This is a genomic window from Burkholderia sp. E168m23, assembly GCF_016586125.1.
GTDB classification, from domain to species: Bacteria; Pseudomonadota; Gammaproteobacteria; order Burkholderiales; family Burkholderiaceae; genus Burkholderia; species Burkholderia orbicola.
Map to the genome: position 1 here is coordinate 1 of NZ_BCPP01000664.1, position 4,120 is coordinate 4,120.

At 70.5% G+C, this 4,120-nt stretch carries 3 protein-coding genes and 1 pseudogene; all 4 read right to left on the reverse strand.

Going from position 1 to position 4,120, the window contains the following annotated elements:
* A pseudogene (locus JMF90_RS26970) lies at positions 1-267 on the reverse strand (TonB-dependent siderophore receptor); the annotation flags it as partial.
* A 648-nt stretch (positions 268-915) separates the two neighbouring features.
* A complete protein-coding gene (locus tag JMF90_RS26975; protein ID WP_006486164.1) occupies positions 916-1,119 on the reverse strand; it encodes a DUF2970 domain-containing protein in 204 nt (67 codons plus the stop codon).
* A gap of 120 nt (positions 1,120-1,239) precedes the next feature.
* Positions 1,240-3,318: a pyridoxamine 5'-phosphate oxidase family protein gene (locus JMF90_RS26980; RefSeq protein ID WP_011548331.1), complete on the reverse strand. Its 2,079-nt coding sequence runs from the start codon at positions 3,316-3,318 to the stop codon at positions 1,240-1,242.
* A 35-nt stretch (positions 3,319-3,353) separates the two neighbouring features.
* Positions 3,354-3,998 carry a glutathione S-transferase family protein gene (locus tag JMF90_RS26985; RefSeq protein WP_011548332.1) on the reverse strand — a complete coding sequence of 215 codons (645 nt, stop codon included), beginning with the start codon at positions 3,996-3,998 and terminating at the stop codon, positions 3,354-3,356.
* Positions 3,999-4,120: the final 122 nt, after the last annotated feature.

Sequence of the window (4,120 nt, forward strand, 5' to 3'; positions counted from 1 at the left end):
GTTCACCGATGCCGGCGTGTCGCGCAGCGGCGCGTCGTCGAGCCCGGCCACCGACGCTTCGCGCGCGCGTAGCGGCTGGCCGCGCTCGCCGCTCACCGTGATCGCGGGCAACGTCGCGTTGCCGGCCGCTTCGGTGCCCGGCGCGGGCGTGTCGCCCTGGGCCACGGCAGCCTGCGCCGCGAAAAGCGTGACGCCGAGACCGACACCGAGCCCGACCTTCGCGCGCCGCCGCCGTGCGGGCGCCGCTGTTGTTCTATTCACCGTCATTGTTCTGGATGGAAAACTCGCCACTCGACCTGTCGAAACCCGAAACCCCAAACCCCAAACCCCAAACCCGTTACGAAGCTGCAAAGCGTGCGCCCGCGAATGCCGCCGCGCCCGTCACCGGACACGTGCGTCGACACGATATTCATCAGACGAACCGGAACCTGCGGCGTGCAAGCGGCCGACCGGTCGGAACAACGCAGGATGGGACATCGGATTCGGATGACGCGCCGGAAACCGACGCAGCGGCCGACGGGCTCGTCGGGTGCCTGTCGGCCGGCCGGCTGCCTCGCGCGGTCGTGTCATGCGGGGGACGCTTCGAACGCCCCGGTGCGGGCGGCGGGCACTGACGCCGGCCGTTCATCGGAACGGCGGCCTGCCCGGCGCGCGACATCGCGGCGTGGCGCGCATTTTACCCCGGGCGCGGCGAAGGGCCGCGGAATCCGGCGGAACGAAGGACGGGGGGAAACGGGAACGAGGACAGACGGTTTGAGCGGCGCGATAACGGCGGCGCCGGCGGCAACGGCCGCGATTCGGTCGCGATGCGCGTCGTGCGTGCCGGCCGCCGATACCAGCGTCATCCTCCGCCGGTCGGGCGACCTTGAACCGGAGCGAGAATGGCGACCCGCGACCGGTTCATCAGCCGTTCGCTCAGAACCCCTGCATCGTCACGGTCGGATCGACGACCAGATGCACGACACCGTAAATGACCGCGCCGACCAGCAGCGCAAGCAGGATCGCGACGAACGGCAGCAGCGTGAAGTTGGCGTTCGCGAGATCGGTCGCGTGCGCCTTGCTGTTGCGCACGCCGAAGAAACTCCACAGGACCAGGCGGACCATGCCGAGCAGTTTCATGATGGGCTCCTTTATCGAATCGGTTGACGCTATCGTCGATCCGGACGGCATCCGAAAAAAGAAGCAGTTGCGCACGGTTTTCGCGCAGCAGGCCCTCTGCGGCGGCATGTCGCACGCGCGTCAGCGGTCGAGCACGAGCGGCTGCGTCGCGCCTTGCGCGGGCCGCGCGACGCACAGCAGCGCGCAGCCGGGCTCGACCGGCGCATCGGGCGTTTGCTCGTATTCCACCGCGCCGGACAGCACGCGCGTCGCGCACGTGCCGCACGAACCGGCGCGGCATTCGGACGGCACGGCCACGCGCTGCCCTTCCGCGAATTCGAGCAGCGTGCCGTCGGCGGGCGTCCATGCGGCGTCGCGCCCCGTGCGCCGGAACACGACCGGCACGCTTGCCGCCGCAGGCGCGGCAGCCGCGCGGGTCGCACTGCGCGAGACGCTCGACGGCCCGAACGCCTCGAAACGGATGCGCTCGTCCGGCACGTTCAGCGCGCGCAGCCCGTCGTACAGGTCGCGCATGAAGGCCGCCGGCCCGCACAGATAGAAATCGTAGTCGTCGAACGACAGCACCCGCTTCAGTTGCCCGATGTCGATGCGGCCGGCCTGCGCCACCGTGCTTTCTTGAGGACGACTGTCGAACCAGTGAAGCGACAGGCGGGCATCGGCGGCCGCGAGGCGCGCCAGTTCGGCCGCGAACGGCCGATCGGCGGCTTCGCGTGCGCCATGCACGAACACGATACGGCGCGACGGCGTGTCGTCGGCCAGTGCCCGGCGCAGCATCGCGATCATCGGCGTGATGCCGATGCCAGCCGACACGAGCACGGCCGGCCGCGGGCTCGCGAGATCGAACGTGAAGCGGCCGCGCGGCATCTGCGCGTCGAGCGTCATGCCGGCCTGCGCGTGATCGTGCAGCCACGCCGATACGCGCCCTTCACGCTTCACGGTGATCCGGTACTGCGTGCCGCCCGGTGCATCGGACAGCGTATAGCTGCGAATCGCGGGCGCGTCGCTGCCCGGCAGCGCGATGCGCAGCGTCAGATGCTGACCCGCTTCGTACGCGGGCAATGCACCGCCATCCGCCGGTTCGAAATGAAACGACCGGATCGCGCGGGCTTCGTCGACGATCTTCGCGATGCGCAGCGACCGCCATGCGGGCGCCGGTGACGGCGCGACCGCGGACGGCGCGGGTCCGGCCGTTGCCGCCGCTCTGCCCAACGCCGTCGCCGTCGCCGCCGCCGCCATCGCGGCGAACTGCGGCGCGCGCTCGACCGCCGACCACCGGAACGGCAGCACCGCACGCACGCGCCGCACTTCCCGCACATGAAACCGCACGACGCGCTGCGCGCCGTCGAACGACGCGACGTCCGGCCCGTCCCACACGATCTCCGCGCGCGCGGCGACATACAGCACATCGCCGCTGTCGAAATCGATGAACAGCAGCCCCGCGCGCGGATCGTGCTGCAGGTTGCCGAGCGTGTTGAAGAACCGGTTGCCGCTGAAATCGGGCGTCGTCAACGTACGCGCATCGTCGACGCGCACGAAGCCCGGCATCCCGCCGCGATGCGACACGTCCGCGCCGCGCGCCGCGCCCGCCTCCGCCGACGTATTCGCGCTCGCGACGAAGAACGTGTCGGCCTGCGCGAGCAGCGCGCGATCCGCACCGCTCAGCGCGTCCGACACGTCCGGCGCGACAGACGCCTCGACGTCCCGCGCGACGAAGGTCGGCTTGCGACCCTGGATGTACTTCGCGCAATTGCCGAAGCTCTGCTCGACCGCGATCGTCAGCGCATCGCCGTCGACCGCGCGCACGACGCCATTCACGCGATTGCGCCGCCGCGTATCGAATTCGATTCCGAGGCCGCCGAGCGGCGCGCCCGCCTGCCACGCGCCGGCCAGCGGGTCGCCCGGCAGCGCGGGCGCCGCGATGCGCAGCGTGCGGGCGTCCGGCGACGTGACGAAACCCGGCGCCCCGGCCCGCAGCGTCGCCCACGGCTGGCCGTGCGCATCGACGCCGCCGAGCACGAAGAACGGCAGTTGCGCGAAAAACGTCCGGTGCTGGTCCGGCATGAAGCGCCGAATCCCGCGCCGGCCGGCCGCGCTCGCCGCGTCCGTCACGCCCGCGCGCTGCTGCACGGCAAGCTCGCCCGCATGAAACGGCGCGGTGTCGAGTTCCCAGCCCGGTACGACGGCGGTCGGCGCATTCATCACGTTCTCCTGAACAGGCGCAGTGGCAGTAAGCGTCAAGCGGCGAGCAGGCCGGCGCGCGTCGTCGGCATCGCGACGAAGCCCGGCAACGCCTCGATACGCGCCAGCCATGCACGCACGTGCGGATACGGTTCGAGCGACACGCCGCCTTCCGGTGCGTGCGCGATGTACGTGTACGCGGCGATGTCCGCGATCGTCGGCTGCGCGCCGGCCGCGAACGGCTTGCCGGCCAGCTCGCGATCGATCACGTCGAGCACCTTCGCGGCTGTGCGCTTGGCCGCTTCCGGGTCGAGCGTCGCGCCGAACACGGTCACGAGCCGCGCGGCGGCCGGACCCGACGCGATCGGGCCGGCCGCATACGACAGCCAGCGCTGCACGACAGCCGCGCCTACCGGGTCGTCGGGCAGCCAGTGCGCGTCGCCGTAGCGCTTCGCGAGATACACCAGGATCGCGTTCGAATCGGCGATCACGGTGCCGCCGTCGTCGATCACCGGCACCTGCCCGAGCGGATTCAATGCGAGAAACGCCGGTTCGCGCTGCGCGCCGGCCGCGAGATCGACGTCGATGGTCTTCGACGGCAACCCGAGCAGCGACAGGAACAACCGGACGCGGTGCGCGTGCCCGGACAGCAGGAACGAATAGACGCGGATCGGCGAGGCGGGCTTGCTGGCGGCAGACATGGAAACACTCCGGAATCTCGCGCCGCCGGGGATCGGCGACGAACGGCTCCAGCGTAACGCTCGCCGTTCGTCGCCAGAAGACGGATAATCACTGAAACATTATCCTCTTCTATAGGACAATC